Source organism: Mesorhizobium sp. B2-3-2 (genome assembly GCF_006442295.1).
Lineage (GTDB): Bacteria > Pseudomonadota > Alphaproteobacteria > Rhizobiales > Rhizobiaceae > Mesorhizobium.
This window is the reverse complement of record NZ_VFWA01000002.1, coordinates 330,403-355,608: the sequence shown is the minus strand read 5'-3', so window position 1 is coordinate 355,608 and position 25,206 is coordinate 330,403. Positions and strand designations below refer to the sequence as shown.

General features: G+C 64.3%; 19 protein-coding genes. 5 read left to right on the top strand and 14 right to left on the bottom strand.

Annotated features, from left to right (window positions below; all coding sequences use genetic code 11):
- Window positions 1-10 precede the first annotated feature (10 nt).
- The 3 genes from FJ964_RS06935 to FJ964_RS06925 form a co-directional block, all read right to left on the bottom strand.
- Window positions 11-2,422, bottom strand: a complete 2,412-nt coding sequence (locus tag FJ964_RS06935) for a circularly permuted type 2 ATP-grasp protein (protein ID WP_140549695.1) — start codon at window positions 2,420-2,422, stop codon at window positions 11-13.
- Between the two features lie 6 nt (window positions 2,423-2,428).
- A complete protein-coding gene (locus FJ964_RS06930; RefSeq protein WP_140549694.1) occupies window positions 2,429-5,788 on the bottom strand; it encodes a transglutaminase family protein in 3,360 nt (1,119 codons plus the stop codon).
- Window positions 5,789-5,892: 104 nt separating this feature from the next.
- Entirely contained in the window at window positions 5,893-7,089 is a 1,197-nt protein-coding gene (locus FJ964_RS06925; protein WP_140549693.1) for an acyl-CoA dehydrogenase, read from the bottom strand.
- A 103-nt stretch (window positions 7,090-7,192) separates the two neighbouring features.
- Between FJ964_RS06925 and FJ964_RS06920 the strand changes: the two genes are divergently transcribed.
- Complete coding sequence (locus FJ964_RS06920) at window positions 7,193-8,104, top strand: LysR family transcriptional regulator (protein ID WP_140549692.1); 912 nt, start codon at window positions 7,193-7,195, stop codon at window positions 8,102-8,104.
- Here the strand turns inward: FJ964_RS06920 and FJ964_RS06915 are convergent, their stop codons facing one another.
- The 8 genes from FJ964_RS06915 to FJ964_RS06880 form a co-directional block, all read right to left on the bottom strand.
- Window positions 8,105-10,426, bottom strand: a complete 2,322-nt coding sequence (locus FJ964_RS06915) for a Tex family protein (RefSeq protein WP_140550000.1) — start codon at window positions 10,424-10,426, stop codon at window positions 8,105-8,107. It abuts the gene before it with no gap.
- Window positions 10,427-10,547: 121 nt separating this feature from the next.
- The gene (locus FJ964_RS06910; RefSeq protein ID WP_140549691.1) at window positions 10,548-11,726 is read right to left on the bottom strand and encodes a serine hydrolase; all 1,179 of its coding nucleotides are present in this window, start codon (window positions 11,724-11,726) and stop codon (window positions 10,548-10,550) included.
- 33 nt (window positions 11,727-11,759) lie between these two features.
- A complete protein-coding gene (locus FJ964_RS06905; RefSeq protein ID WP_140549690.1) occupies window positions 11,760-12,956 on the bottom strand; it encodes a serine hydrolase in 1,197 nt (398 codons plus the stop codon).
- Window positions 12,957-13,020: 64 nt separating this feature from the next.
- Complete coding sequence (locus tag FJ964_RS06900) at window positions 13,021-14,055, bottom strand: extracellular solute-binding protein (protein WP_140549689.1); 1,035 nt, start codon at window positions 14,053-14,055, stop codon at window positions 13,021-13,023.
- A 23-nt stretch (window positions 14,056-14,078) separates the two neighbouring features.
- A complete protein-coding gene (locus FJ964_RS06895) occupies window positions 14,079-14,879 on the bottom strand; it encodes an ABC transporter permease (RefSeq protein WP_140549688.1) in 801 nt (266 codons plus the stop codon).
- Window positions 14,872-15,792, bottom strand: a complete 921-nt coding sequence (locus FJ964_RS06890) for an ABC transporter permease (RefSeq protein WP_140549687.1) — start codon at window positions 15,790-15,792, stop codon at window positions 14,872-14,874. Before FJ964_RS06890 ends, FJ964_RS06895 begins: the two co-directional genes overlap by 8 nt.
- On the bottom strand, window positions 15,792-16,886 hold the full coding sequence (locus FJ964_RS06885; RefSeq protein WP_140549686.1) for an ABC transporter ATP-binding protein: 1,095 nt from the start codon (window positions 16,884-16,886) through the stop codon (window positions 15,792-15,794). Before FJ964_RS06885 ends, FJ964_RS06890 begins: the two co-directional genes overlap by 1 nt.
- A 153-nt stretch (window positions 16,887-17,039) precedes the next feature.
- Complete coding sequence (locus FJ964_RS06880; RefSeq protein WP_140549685.1) at window positions 17,040-18,719, bottom strand: amidohydrolase; 1,680 nt, start codon at window positions 18,717-18,719, stop codon at window positions 17,040-17,042.
- A gap of 249 nt (window positions 18,720-18,968) precedes the next feature.
- Here FJ964_RS06880 and FJ964_RS06875 point away from each other — a divergent pair, with 249 nt between their 5' ends.
- The 4 genes from FJ964_RS06875 (at window position 18,969) to FJ964_RS06860 (ending at window position 22,642) form a co-directional block, all read left to right on the top strand.
- Window positions 18,969-19,622 (top strand): TetR/AcrR family transcriptional regulator, encoded by a 654-nt coding sequence (locus FJ964_RS06875; RefSeq protein WP_140549684.1) that lies wholly within the window; start codon window positions 18,969-18,971, stop codon window positions 19,620-19,622.
- Window positions 19,623-19,644: 22 nt separating this feature from the next.
- The gene (locus FJ964_RS06870) at window positions 19,645-20,676 is read left to right on the top strand and encodes a histone deacetylase family protein (protein WP_140549683.1); all 1,032 of its coding nucleotides are present in this window, start codon (window positions 19,645-19,647) and stop codon (window positions 20,674-20,676) included.
- Window positions 20,677-21,164: 488 nt separating this feature from the next.
- Window positions 21,165-21,875, top strand: coding sequence for a helix-turn-helix transcriptional regulator (locus FJ964_RS06865; RefSeq protein ID WP_140549682.1), 711 nt, complete (start codon window positions 21,165-21,167; stop codon window positions 21,873-21,875).
- Window positions 21,872-22,642, top strand: a complete 771-nt coding sequence (locus tag FJ964_RS06860; protein WP_140549681.1) for a helix-turn-helix transcriptional regulator — start codon at window positions 21,872-21,874, stop codon at window positions 22,640-22,642. Before FJ964_RS06865 ends, FJ964_RS06860 begins: the two co-directional genes overlap by 4 nt.
- Here FJ964_RS06860 and FJ964_RS06855 read toward each other — a convergent pair whose 3' ends face one another.
- The 3 genes from FJ964_RS06855 to FJ964_RS06845 are packed head-to-tail and all read right to left on the bottom strand — an operon-like array spanning window position 22,643 to window position 25,179.
- Window positions 22,643-23,077 (bottom strand): hypothetical protein, encoded by a 435-nt coding sequence (locus FJ964_RS06855; RefSeq protein WP_140496202.1) that lies wholly within the window; start codon window positions 23,075-23,077, stop codon window positions 22,643-22,645. It lies immediately after the preceding gene.
- Entirely contained in the window at window positions 23,074-24,156 is a 1,083-nt protein-coding gene (gene flhB / locus FJ964_RS06850; protein WP_140549680.1) for a flagellar biosynthesis protein FlhB, read from the bottom strand. Before flhB ends, FJ964_RS06855 begins: the two co-directional genes overlap by 4 nt.
- Window positions 24,157-24,165: 9 nt before the next feature.
- Window positions 24,166-25,179 (bottom strand): flagellar motor switch protein FliG, encoded by a 1,014-nt coding sequence (locus FJ964_RS06845; protein ID WP_140549679.1) that lies wholly within the window; start codon window positions 25,177-25,179, stop codon window positions 24,166-24,168.
- Window positions 25,180-25,206: the final 27 nt, after the last annotated feature.

The window sequence follows — 25,206 nt, the reverse complement described above, 5'->3', positions numbered from 1 at the left end:
GAGCGCCGCCTTAACCGAAATAGGCCTTGGCGAGGCTGCTGTAGAGCCCGCCTATCTCGCCGGCGAGATCGTTCAGCGCCTTCACAGTCATGTCCGCTGGCTCCTTGATGGCGATGGCCGTGTTGAGCTGCAGGATCTCCTTGGCCGCAGGCGACATGTGCCCTTCGCCGCCGATCGCCGGCAGCAGCCCGATCTCGGCCTTCAGCCGTTCGAGCTGGAACAGGATGGAACGCGGATTGAGCGGATCGAGCGCCAGAAGGTCGATCACCGTGCGGCGGCCGGCTTGCACAGGGTACTGCCGCCGGTGCGTCATGACGCTGTCGCCGATCTCCAGCATCATGTCGAGCGAGCCGTCCGGCGCCTTGTCGTTGGTCAGCCGGGCGAGCGTGCTGGCGATCTGTATGCCGCGCTCCAGCCGCCGGCCGATCTCAAGGAAGCGCCAGCCCGCGAAGCGGTACATGTTCTCGTGCAGCAGGCCGGAAAAACCGGCGAGCTTGCGCAGGATGACGGTCATGGCCCGTGTCGCATCATCCCCCGGCGCCACCGTCGTCGCGAACTGATGAATGGTCTTCGACAGGTCCTTGAGCGCCAGCCAGCCATCCGGCGAGAAACGGTCGCGGATCTGGCCGGCGCTGTAGACGGCGCTGTCCAGCGTGCCGATCAGCCCCGATGGGATCGCTGTTTCGACATCGATGCCGAACGGTTCGAGATGATCCCTGATGTCGGCCAGCAACGGCATATCGGGATCGGAGGTCTCAGCCAGCCGCACATGATAGGCGCGGAGGATGCGCACCGTGTCTTCCGAGCGTTCGATGTAGCGGCCGAGCCAGGTCAGGTTTTCCGCCGCGCGGCTGGGCAGGCTGCCCGGCCTGGTGCGGCTGAAGCTGTCGCCCTCTTGCGGCAGCAGCGTCTCGCGCTCCACCGGCCGCTCGCTGACCACCCAGACGTCGGCCGCCTGGCCGCCGCGCTGCATGGCGATCGCCGTCGGATCGAGCGACAGGCCGACGCGGGCGAACCCGCCCGGCATCACCGTCCAGCCCTCGGGCGTGCGCGCCAGATAGACGCGCAGGCTCGCCGGCCGCGGCTCCAGTCGACCGTCGACATAGACGGGCGTCGTCGAAAGCGTCACCGCTTCCTGGCCGACGAAAGCGTCGCCGTCGCGTTCGATGCGCGCCACCAGTTCCGCCCGCTCCCCGGCCGACAGCGCCGAGCCAAGCCTGGTCTGGTCATCGTCCTCGAATGCCAGCCTCGTCGACAAGGCCGGACCGATCATCATACGGTCGATATTGGCCAGCACATGGGCGCGTTCACTCGCTTGCCCGCACCACCATGTCGCGACCGTGGGCAGCTTCAATTCCTCGCCCCGCAATTCGCGCGCGATCCTGGGCAGGAAGGCAAGAAGTGCGCGCGTCTCCATCAGGCCCGAACCGAGCGCGTTGACCGTGGAGACGCTGCCTTGCCGGATCGCCTCGACCAGCCCCGGCGTGCCGATCTGCGAATCCGAGCGCAGTTCGAGCGGATCGGCGAAAGCGGCATCGAGCCGCCGCCATAGCACACTGACCGGCATCAGGCCCGAAACCGTGCGCACCATCAGCCGTCCCCCGGAAACGGTCAGGTCCTCGCCTTCGAGCAGCATGATGCCGAGATAACGGGCAATGTAGGCGTGTTCGTAATAGGTTTCGTTGAGCGGCCCCGGCGTCAATATGGCGACGCGGCCGTCGGCTTCCTTGGCCATGCCGATCAGCGCGTCCCTGAAACGGCGAAAGAAGCCGGCGAGCCGGTGCACATGCATTTCGCCATAGATATCGGAAAGGGCGCGTGTGGTGGCGACGCGGTTCTCCAGCGCGAAGCCGGCGCCGGATGGTGCCTGAGTGCGGTCGCCCAGCACCCACCAGCGCCCGTCGGGCCCGCGACCGAGCTCGAAGGCGCAGAAATGCAGGAAGTGGCCGCCGGCCGGCCTGGTGCCGATCACGGGCCGCAAATATTCCGGGCTCGCTGCGATCAGACCCGCCGGCAGGACGCCCCTTTCGACCAACCGGTTTGGCCCATGAATATCGGCGATGATGTCCTCGAACAGTTCGGCGCGTTGCACGAGACCGGCGCTGATCGTCTCCCACTCGCCGTCCTCGATGAGCATTGGCACATGCGCCAGCGGCCATTCTCGCTCGTTGGCGCCGGCCTTGTCGTAGACGCGGTAATAGACGCCGGCGTCGCGCAGATACTGGTCGGCGCGGGCAAAGCGCTGGGTGAGCTCTTCGGCGCCGAGATCGTCGAGCGCCTCGATGAAATGCTTCCAGGCCGGACGGGGATTGCCCGACGCGTCGACCATTTCGTCGACGACGCCGTCGATCGGCTGGTAGTGCTCCAGCAGGCGATGGATCTGCGCCTTGCCGCGTACCCGCTTGTGAGTCCCCTTTGCCATTGCTGATCAGAATCTTGGCGGACGCCGAAGGTCAAGCGTCATCGGGAAATCTTCCGCAGCTTGTTCCTCGCGCGGCACATAGCTGGATGGCGTATGGCCACGCGGCTCGAAGCGGGCGAGCCGCCGCGCCTCCGCCTCGTTGCCGTTGACGGGGAACGTGTCGTAGCTGCGTCCGCCTGGATGCGCGACATGGTAGACGCAGCCGCCGGCCGCCCTGCCCGACCAGCGGTCATAGATATCGAACACCAGCGGCGTGTTGACCGGCAGCGCCGGATGCAGGCCCGAAGCCGGCTGCCAGGCCTTGAAGCGCACACCCGCCACGGCGATCTCCCTGTTGTCGGTCACCTTCATCGGCACGACGCGGCCGTTGCAGACGATGGCATGGCGCTCAGGGTTCAGCCCTTCGGTCTTGACTTGCAACCTTTCGACCGAGGAATCGACGAAGCGCACGGTGCCGCCGATAGCCCCCTGCTCGCCCATGACATGCCACGGCTCCAGCGCCTGCCGCAGTTCCAACTTGACGCCCGCATATCGGACTTCGCCGTAGAGGGGAAAGCGGAACTCGAGCTGGGCGTCGAACCATTCGGGTCGGAACGCGAAACCGTTGAGCTTGAGGTCGTCGAGCACGTCGAGAAAATCCGCCCAGACATGATGCGGCAGCATGAAGCGGTCGTGCAGCGAGGTGCCCCAGCGCACGAAGCGGCCGTCGAGCGGGTTCTTCCAGGCGCGCGCGATGATCGCCCTGACCAGCAGTTGCTGCGCCAGGCTCATGCGCGCATTGGGCGGCATCTCGAAGCCGCGGAATTCCACCAGCCCCAGCCGTCCCGTCGGTCCGTCAGGCGAAAACAGCTTGTCGATGCAGATTTCCGAGCGATGTGTATTCCCGGTGACATCGGTCAACAAATTGCGAAACAGCCGGTCGACCAGCCACGGCAAGGGCGCTTCGCCCTTGTCGGGATGTGGCACCTGCGCCATGGCAATTTCGAGCTCGTAGAGCGTATCGTGGCGCGCCTCGTCGAAGCGCGGCGCCTGGCTGGTCGGACCGATGAACAGGCCGGAGAACAGATAGGACAGCGAGGGATGCCGCTGCCATTGCAGCACCAGGCTCTTCAACAGGTCGGGACGGCGCAGGAACGGGCTGTCATTGGGCGTCGCGCCGCCGACCACCACATGGTTGCCGCCGCCGGTGCCGGTGTGGCGGCCGTCGATCATGAATTTATCCGCGCCAAGCCGCGTTTGCCGCGCCTCCTCGTAGATCGCCGTGGTCGTGGCCACGCAATCCTGCCAGTTGGAAGCCGGGTGGATGTTGACCTCTATGACGCCGGGGTCCGGCGCGACGCGGATGACGTTGAGGCGCGGATCGTGCGGCGGGCCGTAGCCCTCGATATGCACTGGCAACCCGATCGCCTTGGCCGCGTTCTCGGCTGCCGCCACCAGCTCAAGATAATCCTCCAGCGCCTCGACCGGCGGCATGAACACGCAAAGCCGTCCGTCGCGCGGCTCGACCGAAAGTGCGGTGCGCACCGCGCCGCCGATCTCGGTGAGCTCCTGCTCGACCCGGTCCTGCTGGGCGGTCGCGGCCGTGAACGAGGCCGCCTGCTGGCGGCGAGCCATTTCATCGGCGCCCTCGCGTTCGGCCGGGGCCGGGCCAGGCAAGATCGCCTCTCGCGCGGGCAACTCACCGCGCGGCTGCGACGGATCGACCGGCACGACATAGGGATACTGCTCCGGCGGCACGTAAGGCAGCGTTCCCAGCGGCAAGCGATAGCCGACCGGTGAATCGCCCGGCACCAGGAACAGCCGCCCGCGCCGTGTCGTCCATTTTTCCGAGCGCCAACGCTGGCCCGACGCCTGGCTGTTCCAGCGCTGCACCGGCAGCACATAGCCCGACGGCTTGGTCAGCCCGCGTTCGAACACTTTCGCCATGCGGCTGCGTTCTTCGGGATCCTCCAGCTTCGAATTGGTCGGATCGACATTCTCCGGCAGCTTGCCTTCCTTGAGTAGCCATTCGGCCGGATCCTCATAGGCTTCGCTGACCATGGAGCTATCGATGCCGAGCTCGCCGGCGATCGCGGTCAGCAGGCTCTCGGCCTGCCTGGCATCGATATCGGCCTCGCTCTTTTCGCGCGCGATCAGGGACGGATCGCTCCACACCGGCTGGCCGTCGGTGCGCCAGTAGAGCGAAAACGTCCAGCGCGGCAGGCTCTCGCCGGGGTACCATTTGCCCTGGCCATAGTGGAGGAAGCCGCCGGGCGCGAAGCGCTCGCGCAATCTCCGGATCAGCGCATCTGCCTTCTCGCGTTTGGTCGGGCCGACGGCGGCGGTGTTCCACTCGGCGGACTCGAAATCGTCGATCGACACGAATGTCGGTTCGCCGCCCATGGTCAGCCGTACGTCGCCGGCATCGAGCGCGGCGTCGACGTTTTTGCCCAGCGCATCGAGCGCCTGCCAGCTTTCATCCGAGAACGGCTTGGTGATGCGCGGATGCTCCGCGATGCGGTCGACCCGCATCTCGAAGCCGAACTCGACATTGGCGAAGCTCGCCATGCCGGAAATGGGCGCCGCGTTGCGGAAATGCGGCGTGGCGGCAAGCGGCACATGGCTCTCGCCGGTGAGCAGGCCCGAAGTCGGGTCGAAACCGACCCAGCCTGCGCCGGGAAGATAGACCTCGCACCACGCATGCAGGTCGGTGAAGTCCACTGATGTGCCGGCCGGCCCATCGAGCGCGACGAGGTCGGGCTTAAGCTGGATCAGATAGCCCGAGACGAAGCGTGCGGCGATGCCGAGATGCCTCAGGATCTGCACCAAGAGCCAGCTCGAATCGCGGCACGAGCCCTTGGCCGCTGCCAGCGTTTCCTCCGGCGAGAACACGCCGGTCTCCATGCGCACGATATACGTGATCTCGCGCTGCAGCCGGGCATTGAGGTCGACGAGAAAATTGACCGTGTTTTTCGGGCTGGTATCGATGGTTTTCAGGAACGCCGAGAGCAGTGGGCCCGCCGCTTCCGGTGTGCGATAGATGGCGAGGTCGTCACGTGTCTCTTCCGGATATTCGAACGGGAAATTTTCCGCCGTCTCCTCGACGAAGAAATCGAACGGATTATAGACCGTCATGTCGGCGACGAGGTCGACCTCGATCTTCAGTTCACTCACCGGCTCGGGAAAAACGAAACGGGCAAGGAAATTGCCGTAAGGGTCCTGCTGGAGATTGACGAAGTGGTTCGCCGGCTCGACCTTCAACGAATGGCTGAGCACCTTGGTGCGCGAATGCGGCGCCGGCTGCAACCTGATCACCTGCGGACCAAGCACCACCGGCCGGTCGTATTTGTAATGGGTCAGGTGATAGACGGCGGCCAGAATTGCCATGGAGCCCCGGAGATCGGCGTTTAGCTGGCCGAACCCTGACACATCTGGCCGTCATTCTCCAAGCGGATGTTGCGCTGCACCTAACTTAAACGGCTATCCAACCCTCAGAAAAACGCCTGGATCCCCGTCTGCGCCCGTCCCAGGATCAGCGCGTGCACGTCATGCGTGCCCTCATAGGTGTTGACCGTCTCCAGATTCTGCGCGTGGCGCATCACGTGATAGCCGATCTGGATGCCGTTGCCGCCATGCATGTCGCGCGCCTGGCGCGCGATGTCGAGCGCCTTGCCGCAATTGTTGCGCTTGACGATCGAGATCATCTCCGGCGCCATCTTGCCTTCGTCGAGCAGCCGCCCGACGCGCAACGAAGCCTGCAGCCCGAGTGCGATCTCGGTCTGCATGTCGGCGAGCTTCTTCTGGTAGAGCTGCGTGCCGGCCAGCGGCTTGCCGAACTGCTTGCGGTCGAGGCCATATTGGCGGGCGCGGTGCCAGCAATCTTCGGCCGCGCCCATCGAACCCCAGGAAATGCCGTAGCGGGCCCGGTTGAGGCAGCCGAACGGCCCCTTCAGTCCCGACACGTTGGGCAGCAGCGCATCCTCGCCGACCTCGACGCCTTCCATAACCACCTCGCCGGTGATCGACGCTCGCAGCGACAGCTTGCCCGCGATCTTCGGCGCCGACAGCCCCTTCATGCCCTTTTCCAGAACGAAGCCACGAATCTCGTCCTTGCCGCTCTCGCCTTTCAGCTTCGCCCACACGACGAAGACGTCGGCGACGGGCGCATTGGAGATCCACATCTTGGAGCCCGTGAGCTTGTAGCCGTTGGCGGTCTTCTCGGCGCGCGTCTTCATGCCGCCTGGGTCAGAGCCGGCATCCGGCTCGGTCAGGCCGAAACAGCCGATCCACTCGCCGCTGGCGAGCTTGGGCAGGTATTTCCTGCGCTGTTCGTTCGAGCCGTAGGCATGGATCGGATACATGACCAGCGACGACTGCACCGACATCATCGAACGATAGCCGGAATCGACGCGCTCCACTTCGCGGGCGACCAGGCCGTAGGTGACATAGTTGGCGCCGAGGCCGCCGAATTCTTCCGGAATGTTGATGCCGAGCAGGCCGGCCTCGCCCATCTCACGAAAAATCGCCGTGTCGAAGGTTTCGTTGAGATAGGCCTCCTCGATGCGCGGCGCGAGCTTGTCGGCGGCGAAGGCCGCCGCCCCGTCCCGCACCATGCGCTCGTCTTCCGAAAGCTGGTCCTCGATCAGGAACGGGTCTTCCCAGACGAATGCATTCTTGTCGGCGGCCATGGCTCTCGATCCTCAAAAACGGGTGAAGCCCGGCTTATCGGCCCGCGGCTTGGAAAAATCAAACGAAATTGCTTCACCGATCAATGAGCGTTAGGAATGGATCATGAGTGTCCAACGCCGCCTTTTGCCCAACATCAGCGCGCTTGCCGCCTTCGAGGCGGTGGCCCGGCTTGGCAGTTTCACCGCCGCAGCCCAGGAGCTGGATTTGACCCAAGGCGCCGTCAGTCGGCAGATCAGGCTGCTTGAGGACCAGTTCGGCCGCCGCCTGTTCGAGCGCGACAGCCGCAATGTCCGGTTGTCGGCGGCGGGCGAAACATACGCCGAAGCGGTGCGTTCGGCGCTTGGCCAATTGCGCGACGCAGCGCTTGGATTGATGAGCAATCGGCATAGCGGCATCCTGAATCTCGCAATCCTGCCGACCTTCGGCACGCGCTGGCTGATGCCGATGATCCCAAATTTCGTCGACAACAATCCCGACATCACCATCAACTTCGTCACCCGCATCGGCCGCTTCGACTTCGCGAGGGAGCGGCTGGACGCGGCTATTCATTATGGCCTGCCGGACTGGCCCGAGGCAGACTCGACGCTGCTGGTGCGCGAGGTGGTGGCGCCGGTGGTGTCGCCCGAATTCCTCGCCGAGCGCGCCATCGCGACGCCCGCCGACATCGGCCGTCTGCCGCTGCTGCACATGGCAACGCGGCCTGGCGCCTGGACAGCATGGTTTGAGCATCAGGGCCTGAGCGCGCCGACCGGACCGGGTATGCAGTTCGAACAGTTCGGCACCGCCGCCCAGGCCTGCATGGCGGGTCTGGGCGTGGCTCTGCTGCCGCAAGTCCTCATCTCAGGCGAGTTGCAGCGCGGCCAACTGGTGCCTGCGCCCGGCCAGCCTATGCACAGCCGCAGCGCCTATTATCTCGTCGTCCCGCACGACAAGCGCGGCCATCCGCCAGTCGCGAGTTTTCGAGATTGGCTGATGGGCCAGGTTGAAAAGGACCCGGCTGTTCTGGCGTGGTAGCTACTTCCGCTTAAACGCATCCGCGAGTGCCGCGCCGAACGCGCCTTGCTGCGCCGGCCGCTCGGGCTGGCGCTGCGGCGCGGGCGAGCGTGGCGTCGGCCTGCCGCCGCCATTGTCGCGCGGGCCTCTCGATGCGCCGCCCTCGCCGCCATCCCTGCGCATGGAAAGCGCGATTCGCTTGCGCTTGATGTCGACATCGACGACCCGCACCTTGACCACGTCGCCGGCCTTGACCACCTCATGCGCGTCCTTGATGAAACGGTCGGCCAGTTGCGAAACGTGCACCAGCCCGTCCTGGTGGACGCCGATGTCGACGAAGGCGCCGAAGGCGGCGACATTGGTGACGGTGCCTTCCAGCAGCATGCCGGGCTTCAGATCCTTGATGTCGTCGATGCCATCGGCGAAGGTTGCCGTCTTGAAGCCGGGGCGCGGATCGCGGCCGGGCTTTTCCAGCTCGGCCAGAATGTCGCGCACCGTCGGCAGGCCGAACCGCTCGTCGACGAAAACGCGCGGATCGAGCGCCTTCAGCGCCGCACTGTCGCCCATCAGCGAACGCACGTCGCGCCCGCAGGCGGCGACGATCTTTTTGGCCACGCCATAGGCTTCCGGATGCACCGCCGAGGCGTCGAGCGGCTCGGAGCCGTTCGGGATGCGCAGGAAGCCGGCGCATTGCTCGAACGCACGCGGCCCGAGGCGGGAGACCTTGAGCAAATCCTTGCGGCTGGCGAACGGGCCTGCGGCATCACGATGCGCGACGATGGCGTCTGCGAGCGACGCCCCGAGCCCTGAAACCCGCGCCAGGAGCGGCGCCGAAGCCGTGTTGAGATCGACGCCAACCGCGTTGACGGCGTCCTCGACCACCGCCTCCAGCGAGCGGCCAAGCCGGTACTGGTCGACATCGTGCTGGTACTGGCCGACGCCGATCGATTTCGGTTCGATCTTGACCAGTTCGGCCAGCGGATCCTGCAGGCGGCGCGCGATCGACACGGCACCGCGCAACGACACGTCGAGGCCGGGGAATTCCGCCGCCGCTGTCGCCGAAGCCGAATAGACCGAGGCGCCGGCCTCGCTGACGATCACCTTGAGCGGCTTCGGCCCGCCGTCGGAAGGCATGTCGGACAGCATGTCGGCCACCAGCTTCTCGGTTTCGCGGCTGCCGGTGCCATTGCCGATCGAGATCAGCTCGACCTTGTGCAGGCGAACGAGCTTGGCGAGCTCCGCCTGCGTGCCGCGCACATCGTTCCTGGGCGGGAACGGATAGACCGTTGTCGTCGCCACCAGCTTGCCGGTGCCGTCGACCACCGCGACCTTGACGCCGGTGCGGATGCCGGGGTCGAGCCCCATCGTCGGCCGCGACCCGGCGGGGGCGGCGAGCAGCAGATCCTTCAAATTGCGGGCGAAGACGTGGATCGCCTCTTCCTCGGCCCGTTCGCGCAGATCGCGCATCAGATCGAGTGTCAGGTGCAGCGACAGTTTTATGCGCCAGGTCCAGCCCGCAACCTCCATCAGCCAGCGGTCGCCCGGCAGGCTGCCGCCGATCGCGTAGGCATTGGCGATCATCCGCTCGACCGGCTTCACCGGCGACGAGTCGTCGGCATCGACCTCGATATCGAGCGACAGCACCTCCTCGTTGCGGCCGCGCAGCATCGCCAGCGCGCGGTGGCTCGGCACGGTGGCCCAGCGCTCGACATGGTCGAAATAGTCGGAGAATTTCGCACCCGCCTCCTGTTTGCCGTCGACCACCCTGGCGCGCATGAAGGCGCGTTCCTTCATGTAGCTTCGCAGCTTGCCGACCAGGTCGGCATTCTCGGCGAACTGTTCCGACAGTATGTCGCGCGCGCCCTCAAGTGCCGCCTTGGCGTCGGGCACGTCCTCGGTCAGATAGGCCAGTGCGAGTTCCGCCGGCACCAGCGAGCGGTCGGCCAGGATGGCTTCCGCCAGCGGTCCCAGCCCACGCTCCCGGGCGATCTCCGCCTTGGTGCGGCGCTTGGGCTTGTAGGGCAGGTAGATGTCTTCGAGCTCGGCCTTGGTGACGGCAGCGGCGAGCTTGGATTCAAGCTCGTGGGTCAGCTTGCCCTGCTCCCGGATCGAGCCAAGGATGGTGTCACGCCGCGCATCTAGCTCGCGCAGATAGGCAAGGCGCTCCGACAGCAGGCGCAGTTGCGTGTCGTCGAGCCCGCCCGTCACCTCCTTGCGGTAGCGCGCCACGAACGGCACGGTCGCGCCTTCATCGAGCAGCCCGATGGCAGCGGCGGCCTGTTCGGGCCGCGCCGTGATCTCGGTCGCGATAATGGCTGCGATGCGCTTGATGTCGGATGCCATGCCGTTCCTGCTCTTCTCGAAAAGAGCGGCGACCATAGGCGCAGATATCCTGCCCGCCAACCTTCCCGGTTTCACCGGCGACAGAGGTCCACAGGAAAGCGCGCACTAATGTTGCCGCCGCTCAGACCATCCGGCTCAGCGCTTCGAAGAACGCGACGATCTCGAGATCGAGCGGATCGTCGACCGGCTCGGGCTGCGACGACATCTTGGCGATCACCACTTCCGTCCGAGGATCGACATAGAGCCACTGGCCATGGATCCCGATGCCGCAATAGGCGCCGTTCTCATATCCTGTCTGGTACCATTTGTTGCGGTAACGGCCCTTGGGAAACAGCGGCACCATGGCGCCGCGCTGCCAGGCTTCAGCACTGCCGCCGGTTACCGTGGTGTCGCGCACCCAGGCCTCGGGCACGATGCGGCGGCCATTCGCAGTGCCTCCTTGCCGCATCATCTCGCCGACGCGCGCCAGGTCGCGCGGCGTCACCGAGATGCCGCCGGCGGTGCGCGCCGTGCCCTCCATGTCGACCGCCACCGAAGCTTCGCCGGCAGCACCCAGCGGCAGCCACAGTTTCTCGCGCATCAGGTCGGCGAAGCGCTGGCCGGACGCCCGTTCGAGCAGCAGGCCAAGCAGGTCGGAATTGGGCGACCGGTAGCGGAAGGTCTGGCCGTGCGGCTCGGCGAGGCGTTGCAAGGTCAGGAGGAATTCACGCAGGCTTTCCGTGCCGCCGCCGGGGTTCCACAAGGTGGCCCGACGGTAACGAGCAAAGGCGCTTTCGGGATCGAGATAGGCTTCTTCGAAATCGAGGCTGACACTCATATCGAGCACATGCCGCACGGTAGCCTCGCCATAGGCCGAATCGCCGGCTTCCGGCATGTAGGCCGTCACCGGCGCTTCCGGATCGAACACGCCCTCGCCTTCCAATATGCCGGCGACGATCGCCGTCACCGACTTGCTGATCGAAAAGATGATGTGGCGGGCGCCGAAATCCATCTCCGGCGCGAACCAGTCGCCGACGATCCTGCCGCCTTTCATGACGGTCAGCGCGTCCGTGTGCGAGCGGCTGAGAAAAGCCGCGACGGTTTCCGGCGTGCTCGCCAGCGCGACCTTTTCGTCGAGCAATCCGCCGAAATCCTCCGCCGGCGCCTCGTTGACCCGCAGGGCGGCGACGCGCGCGCTCGGCACCAGCTCGCCGACGTTCTGGAACGACCATCGGTTGAACGGATTTTCGCGCCAGTTGGCGAGCAGCACCTCGTCGCGGCGGAAGCCGTAACGGGTCTCGAACGCGGTTTTGCCGGCCATGGCATTTCCTTTCAGGTCGTTTCTTGCGGGGTTTCAGCTCAGCGCGGCGGCGATGGCATGTACGGTCTTCAGCGTCGCCATGGAGTAGGCGACATTGCTGAAATCCGGCCAGCTCGAAAGTTTGACCACGACCATCCGAGTATTCCAATCGATGTGGATCATCTGCCCGAACACGCCCCGGCACATCAGCGCCCGTGAATGCGGATTCTCGATCCAGAACTGGTTGCGGTAGCTGCCCTCCGGCAGGCTCGGACTGAAGCCCGGCCCGTGGCTGCCGCTGCGCGTCGCCTCGATCCAGTCGGCCGGTATCACGCCGCCGCCATCGTCGAGGATCAACTGGCCGAAGCGGGCATAATCGCGCAGCGTCGCGTTGAAGCCGCCATCGGCCAGCGCGTAGCCGGCGCTGTCGACGGTGAAGCAGGCGCTTTCATCGGCGCCGAGCTTTTGCCAGAGTTCTTCCGAAACCAACTGCGCCAGCCGCTTGCCGGTGACGCGCTCCATGATGAAGGCCAGCACATCGGTCTCGACCGAGCGGTACTCGAATGCCGCCCCATGTGGCCGGACAATGTCCTTCAAGCCCAGGATCAGCTCGAACATGTGCGCGGGCCAGCGAAAGTCCGGATCGCTGCCTGGCGGCACCGGCTTCCAGCCGGTGGCGACATCGACCTGGCCGATATCGGAATAGCGATCGGTGTACTCTTCGGAAAAACGCACCCCGCTCGTCATGTCGAGCACGTGCTGGACGTTGGCGCCGGCCCATCCGGTTGCCTTCAGCTCCGGCAGGTAGTCGGTAACCGGCTTTGCCGGATCGACCAGCCCGCGCCCGGCCAGTATGCCGAACACCGAGCCGGTGACCGACTTGGCCATGGACTGCGACAGATGCAGCGTGCGCTCGTCCATGCCGTTGAAGTAGCGCTCATAGGCGATCTTGCCGTCCTTGAGCACCAGGAAGCCATCCGTGTAGGTCTCGTCGAGCAGGCCCGCGAGCGTCGTCTTCCGTCCCGTGCTGTCCTCGACCGGCAGACCGTCGAGATCGACCTCGGCGCGTTCGAGGCGGCGACGATGGCCGTTGCCGCGCCAGACTTCGACGGTCGGCAGAATTTGCCTGATGTGCTGGAAGGCCCAGCGGTTCCAGGGCGGCCTGTCCCAGTCGAGCCTTGGTGGCACCATGGCGGGCGGCGAGCCCTGCATGATCGGCGGCCGCGGATCGCTGTTGCGATAGGAGTCCATGAAAGCCATTCCCGGAAACGGAAAAGACCCGGCGGCATGTGCCGCCGGGTCCGTCATGCAGCGATTACTTCTGCAGTTCGGTCCAGATCTTGGTGTAAAGTTCCTGCGTCTCTGGTGCACACATCTGCTGCAGTTCGCCAAGCGGCTTGGCGTCGGCCGGAATGACGACTTCCGGCGCGTCCTTCATGTCGGCAGGCATATACTTGTCCGAACCGGCGATGGCATTGGCGTAACGGTGGAAGGCCGAGAGGCCGGCCGCGTTTTCCGGATCCATGATGAAGTTCTGGAACAGCTTGGCGTTCTCGACGTTCTTGGCCTCTTTCAGGACGACGACGTTGTCGCTCCACAGGCCAAAGCCTTCCTTCGGATAATTGTAGTGAATGGCCGGGTTGGCGAGCCGCTGGCGCAAAGCCGAGCCGTTCCAGTCGCTGGTTGCCTTGAAGTCGCCGGCGCCCATCTTCTCGATGGTGTTGTATTCCATCGCGATCCAGTTCGGCTTGGCCGCCACCAGGAGGTCGCGCACCTTCTTCAGGACCGCCTTGTCGTCGGTGCACTGCTGGCCCCCGACATATTTGATCGCGGCGAACATCACGTCGCCCATCTCCGGAACGACGTTGACCTTGCCCTTCAACTCGTCCGGGGTGTTGAAGATGATGCCCCACGTGTTGGCCGGGCCCTTGTAGGCGTCGGTATTGACGACGACGCCGATCGTGCCCCAGGCCCACGGAACCGTGTATTTGCGGCCCGGATCGAAGTCGGGATTGGCCCATTCCGGCGCCACGTTCTTGAAATTCTCCATCTTGCCCGGATCGGTTTCCTGAACGAGGCCTTCCTTGATCCAGATCGGTACATAGGTCTGCGAAGGCACGGCAATGTCGAAACCGGTCCCGCCCTGGCGCACCTTGGCAAGCGCGGTATCGTTGGAATCGTAGTCGGTGATGGTCACCTTGACGTTGTAGTTGGCTTCGAACTTCTTGATCACGTCGGGGCTGGTGTAGTTGCCCCAATTGTAGATGTTGAGCACGCCGTCGGCGCGGGCAAGGCCCGTCGAAGCGAGCAACGCCAACCCCATGGCGGACGCTGTTGTCTTCCAGTTCATCGTTTTAGCTCCCATTATCGGTTTCAGTCTCGTTTCCTGCTGACAAAGAAAAACAACGTGACGATCGCGACCGAAAGCAGCAGGAAGGCGGTCGATATCGCGTTGATCTCGGGTGTGATGCCGCGGCGGATCTGGCCGAGCATGTAGGTAGGCAGCGTGTCCTGGCCGCCCGACTTGACGAATTCGGTGATGACGACGTCATCGAGCGAGATGACGAAAGCCAGCATCAGGCCGGCGAGGATGCCAGGCCACAAAAGCGGCAGCGTGATGCGGCGGAAGGTCTTCCACGGCGTCGCATAGAGGTCGGCGGCGGCGCGTTCCAGCGTCAGGTCCATATTCTCCAGCCGCGCCCGGATCGGCAGGTAGGCAAACGGAATGCAGAACGCCGTATGCGCGGCGATCAGGTAGCCAAGGCCGGAATAGCCGGTGAAGATCTTGATGCGCGAGAAGAAGATCAGCAGCGCCACGCCGGTGACGATTTCGGGCACCATCAGCGGCTGGTTGATGGCCGCGTATTTGAAAGTCAGCCCGGGATAGGGCGGAGTGCGCGTGGTGGCGAGCGCGGCCATTGTGGCGAAGATGGTGGCAAGGGCCGCCGCTATGGCGGCGATCTGGAAGGAACGCAGCGTCGCATCGATGACCTGCGTGTTCTGCCAGGCCGACTGGAACCATTTGAGCGAAAACCCGCCCCATTCCGAGGTCGAGCTCGCCGCGTTGAAGGCGTAGACGACCAGCACGATGATCGGCAAATAGAGCACGACGAAACAGGTTGCCGCGATCGCGGTGAAGCCAGGCTGGTGCTTGATGGAGAAGTTGCTAGCCATGACGCACCCCCGACTTGCCGGCGTTGCGCACATAGGCCAGCAGCGCCACCATGACGATGATCATGACCGTGATCGACAGCGCCGAGCCAAGCGGCCAGTTGCGGCCCTGTCCGAACTGCAATTCGATCAGGTTGGACAGCATCATGTTCTTGCCGCCGCCAAGCACGCTCGGTGTCACATAGGCGCCAAGGGCGGGAATGAAGACCAGGATGGAGCCGGCGATGACCCCGGGTTTGACCAGCGGAAAAATGATCTTGCGCAGCACCTTGAAGCGTGTCGCGTAGAGATCGTAGCCGGCCTCGACCAGCCGGAAGTCGAGTTTTTCCATGCTGGCATAGATCGGCAGCACCATCAGCGGCAGGTAGACATAGGCCATGCCGATCAGGATCGCCGTGTCGGTGTAGAGGATCTGGACTGGCGCCGAGACGATGCCGAGCTTCAGAAGGATGGTGTTGACGATGCCTTCGTTGCGGATGATCTGCAGCACCGCGAAGGTGCGGATCAGGAGGTTGGTCCAGAATGGAATGGTGATCAGGAATAGCCAGAGATCCCTGGTCTTTTCGCTGCGCGTCGCCATGAAATAGGCGGTCGGGAAGCCGAGCGCCAAAGTCGCCAGCGTCGTCACCACCGCGAGCTTGATCGAGCGCAGGAAGATGGTGACGTGGGCGGCCGCGAGCGACAGCGTGTCGTCGAAAATATCGCGTTCCATGAACACCGACACCCAGGCTTCCGGCGAAAATTGCCACTTCACGTCGCCATAGGCGCCGGGCGTCAGGAACGAATAGACGAGCACGATCAGCAACGGGCCGGTCGCGGCGAGAAAAATGACCAGCAAGGCCGGCGCTGACAGCAGCCAGCGGTCGCGGACGTCGCGCCGCTCCGCTGCCTTGGCGACTTCTTCGGCGGTGGCCATCAGTCCCTCAGCACTTGCGCGGCGTCGTTGCCGATCAGGATGCCGACCTTGTCTCCGCGCTCGAAACCGCAGCCTGCGCTGCGCGTGTTCTGCTGGCGCACGGTGAAGGCTTCGCCGCTGTCGAGCTGGACATGGATATGCGTGTCGGTGCCGAAATAGACGATGTTGTCGACCGTGCCCGACAGGTCGCCCTTGCTCTTGGTCAGCTTGGCATGCTCCGGCCTCACCACCACGGTGGCATTGTCCTTCGGTTGGAAGCCTTCGGCGACGGTCGCCTCGATGGTCGTGCCGGATTTGAGCGTCGCGCGCGCCTTGCCGTTGCCGGTGCCCGATATGGCCGCGGTGAGAAAGTTGGTCTCGCCGATGAAGTCGGCGACGAAGCGTTCGGCAGGCTTGTCGTAGATATCCCAGGGTGAGCCGACTTGCAGAATCTTGCCCGACGACATCACCGCGATGCGGTCCGACATCGTCAGCGCCTCTTCCTGGTCATGAGTGACGAAGATGAAGGTGATGCCCGTCTCGTGCTGCAGCCGTTTCAACTCGATCTGCATCTCCTTGCGCAGCTTGTAGTCGAGCGCCGAGAGCGGCTCGTCGAGCAGCAGCACCTTCGGCTGCGGCGCGAGCGCCCGGGCCAGCGCCACGCGCTGCTGCTGGCCGCCGGAAATCTGGCCGGTGCGCCGGCCCGCCAGCGCCTCCATCTTGACCAGCTTCAGCATCTCGGCGACGCGCGCCTTGATCTGCGCCTTGGGCTTGCCCAGCATCTCCAGGCCGAAGCCGATATTGTCTGCCACCGTCATGTGCGGGAACAGCGCATAGGACTGGAAGACGGTGTTGACCGGCCGCTTGAAGGGCGGCAATGGCGCGATGTCCTGGCCGTAAAGCAGGATTTCGCCGGCGGTTGGGAAGTCGAAGCCGGCGATCAGCCGCAGCAAGGTGGTCTTGCCGCAGCCGGATGGTCCCAGCAGTGTGAAGAATTCGTTCTCGCGGATGGATACCGAGACTGTGTCGAGAGCAGCGACCTGCCCCTCACCCGATCCGAAAATTTTGCTGACGTTTACTACTTCAATCGCATTCCGATCCGGTTTGTCCGGCACGATTACGCCTCACTGTTGACCCCGCTCTTGCTGGCGGAGCTTTTCCCCTGTTGGATGTGACCACACGGCCGGTGGGTTGGCAAGTCCGGCAGTGAATCACAGTTCAGTCGGTCATTTCAGTCCGCCATTTCAGCAGGCAAGCCGCATGCCATGTCAGGCCTGGTAGGTGACTTTGCCGCCGCAGATCGTTGTTACCGGGCGCACCTTGTGCAGGTCAGCCGGCGCCGTCTTTTCGATGTCGGCCGACAAAACCACCAGATCGGCCATATAGCCCGGCTTCAGCGTGCCCTTGCGGTGCTCGGCGAATTCGGCATAGGCGCCCTCGACCGTGTAGGCGGCAAGCGATTCACGCAGCGAGAAGCTCTGGTCCGGATCGCTTGATGCCCATGGTTTGCGCATCACTGCCGCCTGGATGCCCAAGATCGGATCGATCGGCGACACCGGCCAGTCAGACGCGAACACGACATGCGCGCCGGCGCTCTTCAAGGTGCGCCAGGCGTAGCTCAGCGGCCAGCGGGCCGATCCGATGCGCGACACGGTCGGCTCCAGCGGAAAATCCATGGCGCCCGGCGGATGCGGCGGCTGCATGGAGGCGATGACGCCGAGTTCGGCGAAACGCGGCACATCAGATGCGGCGATGACCTCGATATGTTCGACACGATGCCGGCTATCGCGCTTGCCATTGGCCTTTTGCGCCGCCTCGTAGCCGTCGAGCACGGCGCGCACAGCGCCGTCGCCGATCGAGTGCACCGCGATCTGCAGCCCACGCCTGTCGACGGCGACGGCGAGATCGATGAATTGCCGAGGCGTGAACAGGGGTTCGCCCAGCCAGTCGGGACGATCGGCGTAGGGCTCGATCATGACAGCCGTCCAGGAATCTAGCACGCCGTCGTAGAACACCTTGACCATGCCTGACGACAGCCATTCGCTGTTGTAGCGTTCAGCCATCGCGGACGCCTTGTCGAGCATGTCGAGCGTCATGAAATTCTTGTAGTGGAAGGGTATCTGCACACGGCAGGGTAGCCCCTCCTCGGCCTCGATCTCGGCCAGCAGTTCGAGCTGGTAAAGATTGCCGTCCATGTTCTGGATCGAGGTGATGCCGTGGCGCGCGCACCAGGCGAGCCCGCGCCGCATGATGTCGCGGTCGGCGGCGCGTTCTTCCGCTGACGGCATCGGGTCTGGCTCGCCGCCTGTCGCCAGCCCGAGCCGCACCCGGCCCTCCCCGGCAAGATCGAGCACCGGGCCGAAAGCCTCGCCCTCGCGCAGTTCGCCATTGGCCAGGCCGTCGTCACCCATGACGATCTCGTTGCCCGGGCCAAGCGTGCGCCCACTTAGGATGCCTGCCATGTCCAGCGCCCTGGTGTTGGCCCACATCGTATGGTGATCGGGCGCGGCCATGACGAAGGGCCGGTCCGGCAGGATCGCATCGAGATGATGGCGCGTCACTCGCTCGTCATCGAGCACGGTGTAGTCGACGCCCTGTCCCACCAGCATCTTGGCATCGGGGTGCGTCGATGCGTAGTCGCGGATCGCCCTTTGCAGCGCCTCAAAACCGTGGACGCCCGACAATTGGAGATGGGCAAGCTCGGCCGCGCCTGAAAACAGATGCATGTGGGCTTCGATGAAACCCGGGAGCACCGAACCGCCCCTGGCGTCGATGACCCTGGTGGCCGGGCCCTTGAACTCTTCGATGGAGGCACGGCTGCCGAGGGCGAAGATGGCGCCGTTCTTGACGGCAACGGCGTCGGTGGCCGGATTGTCATCGTCCATGGTCAACACACGACCGTTGATGACGATCAGATCCGCCTTGTGACCCGCACCCGTTACAGACATCGCGACTCCGCGCCTTTGACTGGCTGAGACCGACACCCCTGTGCCCACGACCGCCGCTCCGCGGGAGCGGCACTGGGAAAAAAATGATGTCGCAGCGCTGTCTTGGAAATTCCCCTTGTTATCCCCAAGGCAGCGTGGATAAAAGAATGCGACTAATCATTCGCGTTTGTCAACATGCGGAATTTGCAATGTATTGTGGACAACCCCGCCCCGATGTTGGGACCGGGCGGGGAACGAGGACATCAAGCCGTGAAGCGCAGTCTTGATCGCAAAACCAGGATAGCGCTCGAACCGCGCAAGCAGCCGCGGCAGCAACGGTCGAGCAAGGTGGTGGACCGGATCCTCGACGCGGCGCTGACCTTGACACGCGAACAAGGAACCAGGACGCCGACGACGCTCGCCATAGCGCAGCGCGCGGGCCTGTCCGTCGGTTCGGTCTACCAATACTTCCCCAACAAGGAAGCCATTCTCCTGGACCTCGCCCGGCGCTGGTTGTCATCCTTTCCCGAAGTGATCGCGAGGCGCATCAGGGTCGACCCGCCCACCAACCGCGAGGAGTTTCGGCGGGAGGTACGCAAGCTCTTCACGGACACTTCCAGGCTTTATCTCGACAATGCCAGCCTGATGCCGGTGATCGAAGCGATTTCAGGTAACGCCGACCTGAGACCGATCCAGAACGAGTATGACGACCAGATCGTCGCCCTCTACGCGGCATGGCTGCGGCATGTGAACCCGGCTCTCGAAGACAAGGTCGCCAGCCGGCTCGGCCTGCTGATGATGGAGGTCGGGCACGCTTGCCGTCTTGTCGGCCTGAAAAAGGATCGCCGGACATACGACCTTATCGAGGACGATGTCGAAAGCATGTGGCTCGCTCTGGTCACCCCTTATCTCAACCTTGACTGATTTCGCATTCGAGAGGAATTTCATGAAGACTGTCTATTCGCCGCTTCATGCCGGCCATGCCGGCCAGATGGAACTGGTCACATCGGCGATCGTGCCGGGGTTCGAAAAGCCCTCGCGAGCCGAATTCATCAAGGCGCGGGTCGAGAGCGAGAATCTCGGGCCGATCATCGCACCGGCCGAGCATGATCTTGCCGCCGCCAAGCGCATCCACAGGGCCGACTACGTCGATTTCCTGCCGACGGTCTGGCCGCAATGGATCGCCGAAGGCCACACAGGCACAGCCATGCCCTTCACCTGGCCGACGCGCGGCCTGCGCGGCGACGTGCCGCCCAAGCGCGTCGATGCCCTGCTCGGCTATTATTCCTTCGACGGCGGCGCCACCTTCGTCGAAGGCACATGGGCCGCGATCAAATCGTCCTACGACGTCGCGCTGACGGCAGCCGGCCTGGTCAAGGCCGGCGAAAGGTCTGCCTTCGCGCTCTGCCGTCCGCCGGGCCACCATGCCGGGGCCGGCTTCATGGGCGGCTATTGCTACATCAACAACGCGGCCGTTGCAGCGCAGTGGTTCCGCGACCAGGGCGCAAAGCGCATCTCGATCCTCGATGTAGACTATCATCACGGCAACGGCACGCAGGAGATCTTCTACGACCGCGCCGACGTGCAGGTCCTCAACCTGCACGGCGACCCGATGGTCGAATATCCGTTCTTCCTCGGCCATGCCGACGAGCGCGGCGCGGGCGCGGGCGAAGGTTTCAACATCAATTACCCGATGCCGTTCGGTACCGGCTGGGACGCGTGGAGCGCCTCGCTGGAAGACGCCTGCGCCAGGCTCGCCGCCTACGCGCCAGACATCGTCATCGTCTCGCTCGGCGTCGACACGTTCGAGAAGGATCCGATCAGCCAGTTCAAGCTCAAGTCGTCGGACTATCCCATGATCGGCCGCCGCATCGCCAGGCTCGGCCTGCCGACGCTGTTCGTCATGGAAGGCGGCTACGCCGTCGAGGAAATCGGCATCAACGCCGTCGGCGTGCTGACCGGTTTCGAGGACCGGTAAAACAGGCTGCCCGAAGCGCGGCAGCTCTCAGGAAACCACGAAAAAGGGCGGCGTCAGCCGCTCTTTGGCATTCTCCAGCGACATCTTCCGGCCCTTGGCAGGCGCGACCGAAACAGCCCCGGCCGAGATGGCCGGCTTGCACGGCTCGAACATTTTCACGCACCGAAACGCACGAAAATCGGCGCCTGAGTCGCGGCCTGAGTCCGCTCGATTCGATTTTGTCAAATCGCGTTTGATGTCAGATTCATCTACGGGTAGATTAGACCCGAATCAGCCGGTCCTCGGGGGGCGCGGCGACCACCCAAAGTCTCAAGTGCCGGAATTTTCCGGCGCCAGACGCGGACGGCTTCGCGTTCCCTGAATGGATTCCGTCTGATCGGGCGCGACCCGCGCTTGTGTGTGTCTCGTAAATGTAACGCGTTTTCAGGTTCGGCGGCTGGCTCTCCAGCATCCGGACATCAGCATCGATTCCGGCCAAAAACAGCAAAATGAGCAGTCCCGCCGCGCTTCTTCAATCCGACACATTGGGCTCGCGCCTGACGTCGCGCGGCGATCTCACCAACTTTTTCATGGAGTTGACCGCCGAGATCGGTGCCGACAGCTATATGCTGGTCGCCATCGTCCACGATCAGGACCGCAATGACGCGCGCATCGTCTCGTCCAACTGGATTTTCGACGCCATCGAACTGATCGGCAAGCGGCTGATCGCTGGCCTCGCCCAGGGCGCGCTCACCGTTGCGCCGGGCATGCGTCCAAGGCCGCTGGTGTCGGCGCAGGCACCACAGGCCGAGGGGCTGGTCTCCGGCGAAGAGGCACGTCTGCTCGACGTGCTCGGCCATGCCGAGATCTATTCGCTCAGGCTGAATGTCGGCCGCCAACGCCTGTTCGCGCTGTTCTCGGCGGGGGCCGCCGGCCGGATCGACCAGCCGGCGCTGATGAAGGCGCAGTTGAAGTGCTGCTACGCGCTCTCGCATATTCCGCAACTGATCGCCGCCGCCGCCATGCAGGATCCGCTGTCGGACCGCGAGCGCGAATGCCTGTTCTGGGTCTCGGAAGGCAAGACCACGGACGAGGTTGCCGTCATCCTTGGCGTGTCCTCCAACACCGTCAACAGCTACATCACCCACGCCATCCAGAAATTCGCGGCCAGCAACCGCGCGATGGCCATCGCCACGGCGATCAGGAGCGGCATCATTTGAAACAGGCCGACGTCAAGCAGGCCGCCGAGGCCCTATTCAACGACCAGCGCAGTCCGTTCGGCGCCTTCTCGCTCGGCTCCGAAACGCATCACGCCGTGACCATTCCCGATGCTGTGCGGCGCTGCCGTTGGATCGCCGTCGACATCAATGCCTCGGCCTTCGGCCTGTTCTTCGTCAGCCCGTCGCTCGAGCGGGCGCGGCTGGTGCCGTGCTTCGATTCCGACTATCCCGGCATATCGGTGGCGACCAAGTTCATCTCGGGCGCCAATGGCGAGGAGATCGTGCGCCATAGCAGGATCTCGACCGAACCGCGCTGGTGGACGGATGACGGTGTGGCGACCATGGGCGAGATGTTCGGCGGCCTTGCCTGGACCGAGCAGATGGCGCCGCTGGCGCCCGGCAGCAGCGGCATCGCCTTTCCCGTCCACGCCGACCGCGGCCAGTGCGGCCTCGTCGTCTTCCTGGGCTCGGAGATCGCCCTGCCGCAGGACGCGCTCTATGAAATCCACGCCCGTTGCTTTTCGCTGTTCGCCGCCGTCGCCCGCATGCGTCCGGGCGATGTCGGCAAGACGCGCGCGATCTCCAAGCGCGAGCTCGAATGCCTGAAACTGACCGCCAACGGCAACACCAGCGAGGAGATCGCGCGGCTCCTGAAACTGTCAGTGCATACCGCCAACCAGTATCTCACCCAGTCGACCCAGAAGCTCAATGCCGTCAACCGCAACCAGGCGGTCGCCAAGGCGCTGCGGCTCGGCCTGATCGAATAGTTAGAACGCCAGCGGCTCGACCTTGCGGATCCGCGCCTGTTCGACCACCGCCTCGAGCAGCGCCGTGTTGTGCTCGGGGTCCTCGCCGGGCTTTTCGAACGACACGTAGTTGACCGCGACCGAGGCGCCTTTTTCGCTCAGCGTCAGCTGGAAATAGACCGTGACGCCCGGCGGCCGAAGCTCGAGATCGAGCACGATGCGCGGGCTGCCGCTCCAGTCGACATGGGCCTCGCCGCCATGGCCGAGCCTCAGCGTGCCCGGCTTGAAGAACAGCTCCGCCGCCGAATCGACCAGATCCGACAGGCAGGCGAAATGCTCCAGCCGGATGAACGCGATATAATCGGCGACATCGATCAGCCTGAGCTCCGCCACGACTTGCTCGATGGCGCTGGCGACGATGATCTCGCGGGAGTTGGCGTGCGGTTGGCGGTTCATGAAATCTGTCTGCGCCCAGCCTTTTTCGAGTAGACGATCCGTACCAGTTCGGCGACGGCCTGGTAGAATTGCGACGGGATCACACTATCGACCGAAACTTGCTTGTACATGGAGCGGGCGAGCGCCACGTCCTCGAAGATCGGGATGTTGTGCTCGCGCGCGATTTCGCGGATCTTGAGCGCCACCAGATCCTGCCCCTTGGCCAGCACCAGCGGTGCCGAATCCTCGTCGCGCACATATTTCAGCGCGATCGAGAAATGCGTCGGGTTGGCGATGATCAGCGTCGCGCGCGGCACCGCCGTCATCATCCGCTTGCGAGCGCGGTCGCGCGCCAGCGAGCGCAGCCGCGACTTCACGATCGGGTCGCCCTCGGACTGCTTGAACTCGTCCTTGACCTCCTGCTTGCTCATGCGCAGGTCCTGCTTCCAGTGGAAGCGCGACCAGACAATGTCGATCGCCGCGATCAGGCCCATGACGAAGACGATCGCCACCAGTATGTCGACCGCAATGCCGCGGATGACGAGGCCGAAGGCGACGGGATTGGTGATCATGCCGGCGAGCAGCTTGCGGTGATCCTCGGACAGGGTGAAGGCGAGCACGACGATGGCGAAGCCGACCTTGCCGAGCGCCTTCAGGAACTCGACCCAACCCTGCACTCCGAACAGCCTGTTCCAGCCCTTGACGATCGAGATGCGCGACAGCTGCGGCCTGATGCGTTCGCCGACGAATTGCGGCATGTTCTGGAACACCGAGGCGCCGACGCCGGCGATGGTCAGGAGCACCAGCAGGCTGAGGATGGCACGGCCCACCTCCAGCATGACGATCTTGTAGAGCGCGATGACGTCGGTCTCGGTGTCCATCGGCCAAGCTTCCGGCTTCTCCAGGAACATCGACAGGAACATGCCGAGATCGACAATGGCATCCTTGGCGTAGAAGACGGTGAACACCAGTATGGCGACGAAGGAGGCCAGGAGCGCGGTCTCCCTCGAATGGGGCAGCTTGCCCTGTTCGATGGTGTCGCGGATCTTCTTTTCCGTCGCTTCTTCGGTTTTGGAATCCTTGTCGACCGCCTCTGCCATGATCCGGCCTTAGGCGGCGGCGTTCTGGGTCGCGGGAAGTTCGAACGCGCCTTCGCGCGCCAGCCGGATTGTCGTCGTCACGATCGTCTTGCGCGCCGCCATGATGTCGGCGAGGGGAACCCCTTCGGATCCTTCTCCGAGTTCGGCTTCGATCATGCGCCGCGAGCGCGCGCCGATCGCCGACAGCGCGGCTTCGGCAAGGATCGCCGAAGTGCCGCGCAGCGCCAGCGTGACCAGTTCGGTCGACAGGCCGTCGAATAGAAGCACGCGCGCTTTCTGGGTAAGCAGCGGCAAATCGTCGAAGGAGAACAGCCGAGCCCGGACGCCGTCGAGATCGGGCGTGCCGGCGGCCTCCAGATCCTGCATGACCTCCTCGAGCAGCGGCTTGTCCAATTCGTTGAGAACGCTGGCGACGCGCGCCTGTCCGGCCGATGTATCCTTGGTCGCGGTTTCCGCCAGCACGCTGGTGCGCAGCCGGTTTTCGACGATCCTGCTGGCGGCGTCGGGAACATTGGCCATCGTCACCATGCGCTTGATGATCTCGCCGCGCGTCGGCTTGCTCAACGTCAACAGCACGCTCGCCGCCGCCTGCGGCGCCAGCTTCGACAGCACCATGGCCGCAGTCTGCGGATGTTCACCGGCCAGGAAAGTACCAAGCCGCATCGGCTCGAGCTTCTCGAGCTCGGGCCAGATCGGCGGCGGACCTTCCGGCGCAACCTCGAATTTCTTGTCGCCCATGATCGCGCTCATCTCCTCGGGCGAGAGCGATTCGTTGAGGATTGTGTCCATCCTGTCGGCGGAATCGAGCAGTCCCGCGCCTTCGGTGAACTCCGCTTCGAACTCGGCGACGATGCGCTCGAGATCGCCTTGCGGAATGGTCCTGAGCAGCCGGGCGCCCTCGATCAGCGCCTTCAATTCCTCCTGCTTGAAGAATTTCAAGAGGCGGCTGGCCGACGGCTTGCCCATCGCCACCAGTATGGCGGCCGCCTTCTGCGGACGCGTCAGGGAAAGGGACGTTGTCATGCCTTTCGCTCCCGCTGCCGCCCGCAA

Bases quoted from the DNA above. Each gene is read 5' to 3' on its own strand.
- FJ964_RS06935 (WP_140549695.1), bottom strand. From the start codon at position 2,422: ATGGCAAAGGGGACTCACAAGCGGGTACGCGGCAAGGCGCAGATCCAT.
- FJ964_RS06930 (WP_140549694.1), bottom strand. From the start codon at position 5,788: ATGGCAATTCTGGCCGCCGTCTATCACCTGACCCATTACAAATACGAC.
- FJ964_RS06925 (WP_140549693.1), bottom strand. From the start codon at position 7,089: ATGGCCGCCGACAAGAATGCATTCGTCTGGGAAGACCCGTTCCTGATC.
- FJ964_RS06920 (WP_140549692.1), top strand. From the start codon at position 7,193: ATGAGTGTCCAACGCCGCCTTTTGCCCAACATCAGCGCGCTTGCCGCC.
- FJ964_RS06915 (WP_140550000.1), bottom strand. From the start codon at position 10,426: ATGGCATCCGACATCAAGCGCATCGCAGCCATTATCGCGACCGAGATC.
- FJ964_RS06910 (WP_140549691.1), bottom strand. From the start codon at position 11,726: ATGGCCGGCAAAACCGCGTTCGAGACCCGTTACGGCTTCCGCCGCGAC.
- FJ964_RS06905 (WP_140549690.1), bottom strand. From the start codon at position 12,956: ATGGACTCCTATCGCAACAGCGATCCGCGGCCGCCGATCATGCAGGGC.
- FJ964_RS06900 (WP_140549689.1), bottom strand. From the start codon at position 14,055: ATGAACTGGAAGACAACAGCGTCCGCCATGGGGTTGGCGTTGCTCGCT.
- FJ964_RS06895 (WP_140549688.1), bottom strand. From the start codon at position 14,879: ATGGCTAGCAACTTCTCCATCAAGCACCAGCCTGGCTTCACCGCGATC.
- FJ964_RS06890 (WP_140549687.1), bottom strand. From the start codon at position 15,792: ATGGCCACCGCCGAAGAAGTCGCCAAGGCAGCGGAGCGGCGCGACGTC.
- FJ964_RS06880 (WP_140549685.1), bottom strand. From the start codon at position 18,719: ATGTCTGTAACGGGTGCGGGTCACAAGGCGGATCTGATCGTCATCAAC.
- FJ964_RS06870 (WP_140549683.1), top strand. From the start codon at position 19,645: ATGAAGACTGTCTATTCGCCGCTTCATGCCGGCCATGCCGGCCAGATG.
- FJ964_RS06865 (WP_140549682.1), top strand. From the start codon at position 21,165: ATGAGCAGTCCCGCCGCGCTTCTTCAATCCGACACATTGGGCTCGCGC.
- FJ964_RS06855 (WP_140496202.1), bottom strand. From the start codon at position 23,077: ATGAACCGCCAACCGCACGCCAACTCCCGCGAGATCATCGTCGCCAGC.
- flhB (WP_140549680.1), bottom strand. From the start codon at position 24,156: ATGGCAGAGGCGGTCGACAAGGATTCCAAAACCGAAGAAGCGACGGAA.
- FJ964_RS06845 (WP_140549679.1), bottom strand. From the start codon at position 25,179: ATGACAACGTCCCTTTCCCTGACGCGTCCGCAGAAGGCGGCCGCCATA.